Below are 3,360 nucleotides of genomic sequence, written 5' to 3'. Positions count from 1 at the left end.
CCCCGGCAGCGGCACCGGTTGCGGTGGCGGTGGCGGTGGCGGCGGCTAACCGCTCGGGGAGCCTCCCGGTGCGGCGCGGTCGATCGCCGCGGCGATCGCCCAGCCGAGCATCCCGGCCGCCAGGCCGAACCCGAGGTGGAACAGCGCCTTCTCGCCGATGGCCGCCAGCCCGAACGAGTGGCCGACGATGAGCCACCTCGTGAGCGGAACAACAAGCGCGACAAGGTGAACCGGCGCGGCGGCCAGTGCGACCAGCCACCGGCGTGCCCGTACCGCGGGACTGGCGATCAGCAGGTACAGCAATACCGCGGCACCCAGGTAGCGGATGCTGGCCCACGGCCCGGGCCCGGACTGCAGCAGCAGGGTCGCCGCGCTGGATGCGGCCCCCACGGCGAGCACGGTGGGCGGTCTGCGCGTGGTCAATGCCACGGCCACCAGCAGTGTCAGCCACACCAGGCCGCGGTGTCCGGGCAGTGCCAGCGGCATCCGCACGTCAGCGCAGATGGCGATCACGGCGGCGGCAGCGGCCGGAAAAACCACCTCGCGGGCGAGCGCCAGACTCGTCGCGTTACGGGCCGGCCACGGCATCACAGTCATCGCCCCAAGGTAGGCCTGACGGCCGCGCCACACAACCTCAGCTGCGGTCCAGATTGAGGTGTGGTGGCTTGAATACGCATCGACGCCGCCATACGGTCATGCACATGCGGTCATCTGTCGGGCAGCTGCTCCGAATGGGTCTGACGGCCCTCGTCGTCAGCACCGGCATCGGGGGGTGCGCCGCCGATTCCGACACCGGCTACCACCTGGTCGTCCGGCAGGACGGTCGCGTGCTGGACGTGTTCGATCTGGCACGGCTGGGTGAACTGCCACAGCTCGAGATCACCACGCCGCAGTCGCACGGCAGCCCGGTACAGCGCGGCCCGTCGGTGCGCACGGTGCTGGACGCCGCCGGGGCCGCCGACGTCCGCAGTGTCCGCATCGAGGGCAGCGACCCCGCGCAGACGCTGACCGCCGCCGACCTCACCGACCGGGTCGTGCTGAGTTTCACCAAGCGCGACACCGTCAAACTCGCCGGGGCCGACCTCGACCGCGACCGGTGGGTGCGCGACGTGCAGGCCGTGGTCGTCAACCCGTGACGGTCTTCGCCGGCGTCGATCTGCTGATTGCCATCGACGACACCGATGACCGGTTCAGCCCCGGTACCGGCCGGCGCGCCCGAGCGTTGCTGTGCGAACTGGCCGCCGCGGGATTGGGTGGTGCAGCCGGTGCCACCCGCCACCAACTGCTGGTCGATGACCGCGTGCCCTATACCTCGCACAATTCCAGCGCCTGCCTGGCCTGGCGTAGCCCAGCCGGCGACCCGCACGCGGTACGCGGCGAGATCATCGACTACACCGCCCGGTTCCTGGAACGCGTCTGTCCACCGGCCGCCGACCCGGGCCTCGCCGTCGCGGTGCCGGCCGACCTGTCCGACGTCGGGCCGCTGGTGGCCTTCGGCCGACGGGCCAAACGTGAAGTGCTGCACCGCGCCGAGGCTCGGCACCTCGCCGACGAACTCGGGGTGCATCTGTCCGGGCACGGGGGAACCCACGACGGGGTAGTGGGTGCGCTGTCGGCCATCGGCCTGCAGCTCTCCGGCGACGACGGCCTGTTCATCACACTGCCCGGCCTCGCCGACCTGCCGCACGCTGCGACACTCGAGGAACTGCTGGCGAGCGTGCCCATCGACGAAGCCCGCGACGGCAGCAACCGCCGGCCCGCGGCCGGGGAGCGTATCGAGCTGGGTGACTGGGTCCGGCCGGTCCTGCTGGGGGGCGCCGCTGTGCTCCTGCTGGAACCACCTGTCGAGCACCCCGATGGGCGGCGCCACTGGCGGACCGCACCGCGGGCGGTCGTCAAAAAGTATTGAGAGTCTTCCGCAGCTACGGGAAGATCGACCCACCAGGTAGGCATATCGTGACTGGGAAAGCAAGATTATTCCGCAGCTAAGGCCAGGAAAAAGTGTTCGTCGGCTAGAGTTCTTGAGGTTCGTAGGTTACGTCGCGCTGGTTGCCGGAAGGAGCTTCGTCATGGTCCTGCACGTCGTTCCCGAAGGGTTGGCCGCGACGAGCGCGGCGGTGGAGGCGATCGCCGCCACCCTGGCGGCCGCCCACGCGGCAGCGGCCCCGCTGATCACCGCGGTGGTTCCGCCGGCGATGGACCCGGTCTCGCTGCAAGCCGCGGCGGAACTGAGCATGCAGGGCAGCGCGCATGAGGCCGTCGCCGCGCGAGGCACCGAGGTGCTGGGCCGGGCCGGGGTCGGCGTAGCCGCGGCGGGGGCGAACTACGAGACCGCCGACACGTCGGCCGCGTCGGCGTTTCGGCGGTAGCGGTGCGGTGATGTCCGCCCCCGTGTGGATGGCGGCCCCGCCGGAGACGCATTCGGCGATGCTGAGCACCGGCCCGGGACCCGGTGCGCTTTTCGCCGCGTCGGCCGCCTGGACCGCATTGAGCGGGGAGTATCTCAGCGCCGCAACCGAACTCACTGCCGTGCTGGCAGATTCCCAGGGTGTCTGGGCCGGTCCGACAGCCGAGGCCTATGCTTCTGCGCACCTGCCCTACCTGGCCTGGCTGCAGCTGGCCGGCACCCTCAGTGCCCGGGCCGCCACCCAACACGAAGTGATCGCGACGGCCTACAGCAGCGCGTTGGCGGAGATGCCCACACTCGCCGAGCTCGCCGCCAACCACGCCACCCACGCGGTGCTGGTGGCGACCAACTTCTTCGGTGTCAACACCATTCCGATCGCCGTCAACGAGGCCGACTACGCGCGGATGTGGATTCAGGCTGCCACCGTCATGAGCGTCTACCAGGCCACCACCGAGACCGCGCGCAGCCTGGGGCATAGCAGTGGCGCAACCCAAGCCGGCTCCGCTGCCGCCGGGGACGGCGGCGGTGGTGGTGGTGGTGGCGGCGGAGGCAGCGGAAACTTCGACCTGCCGACACCGGCGGAGATCTGGCAGATGCTCTTCGGTCGTGACGGAGACCAGGTGCCCGGTCAGGGCCAGCCCAACTGGAGTCCGGCCGAATTCCTGCAGAACCTGTCGAACTTCTTCAACGGTAACGAAAAGGCGCTTGCCTGGCTGCAACAGAACTTCCAGGGCCCGCTGACGCCCGCCCAGTGGTGGCAGCTGTCGAGTTACTTCATCGCGTGGCAGACCTACCGTGCGGTCAACTGGACGCTGCGCAGCCTGCGCTTCCTCGCCCAGCTTTCCCCGCTGTTGGCCGGTGTCGGCTTGAACCTGTCGATCGCCAACCTTGGGGTGCTGACACCGGTGGCCGGCGTGTCGGGACTGGCCGGCTTGTCCGGACTGGCCGGGTTG

The 3,360-nt window shown here is 70.1% G+C and carries 5 protein-coding genes; 4 read left to right on the top strand and 1 reads right to left on the bottom strand.

The genetic code is table 11. From position 1 onward, the window contains the following. Nucleotides 1-45: 45 nt before the first annotated feature. Complete coding sequence (locus DQP56_RS23280) at nt 46-597, bottom strand: hypothetical protein (RefSeq protein ID WP_112689411.1); 552 nt, start codon at nt 595-597, stop codon at nt 46-48. Between the two features lie 104 nt (nt 598-701). Between DQP56_RS23280 and DQP56_RS23275 the strand changes: the two genes are divergently transcribed. The 4 genes from DQP56_RS23275 to DQP56_RS23260 all read left to right on the top strand — a co-directional run. Next, nucleotides 702-1,136, top strand: a complete 435-nt coding sequence (locus DQP56_RS23275; protein WP_234825801.1) for a hypothetical protein — start codon at nt 702-704, stop codon at nt 1,134-1,136. Next, nucleotides 1,133-1,909: a hypothetical protein gene (locus DQP56_RS23270; RefSeq protein WP_112689409.1), complete on the top strand. Its 777-nt coding sequence runs from the start codon at nt 1,133-1,135 to the stop codon at nt 1,907-1,909. The genes DQP56_RS23275 and DQP56_RS23270 overlap by 4 nt, the downstream gene beginning before the upstream one ends. A gap of 160 nt (nt 1,910-2,069) precedes the next feature. Further along, nucleotides 2,070-2,369 (top strand): PE family protein, encoded by a 300-nt coding sequence (locus tag DQP56_RS23265; RefSeq protein ID WP_112689407.1) that lies wholly within the window; start codon nt 2,070-2,072, stop codon nt 2,367-2,369. A gap of 10 nt (nt 2,370-2,379) precedes the next feature. Then, the coding region (locus DQP56_RS23260) for a PPE family protein (protein ID WP_133259019.1) at nt 2,380-3,360 on the top strand (981 nt) is incomplete at its 3' end.

The sequence above is a fragment of the Mycolicibacter senuensis genome, from assembly GCF_003284925.1.
In the GTDB taxonomy this organism is placed as follows: Bacteria; Actinomycetota; Actinomycetes; order Mycobacteriales; family Mycobacteriaceae; genus Mycobacterium; species Mycobacterium algericum_A.
This window is presented reverse-complemented; position numbering and strand designations above follow the sequence as displayed.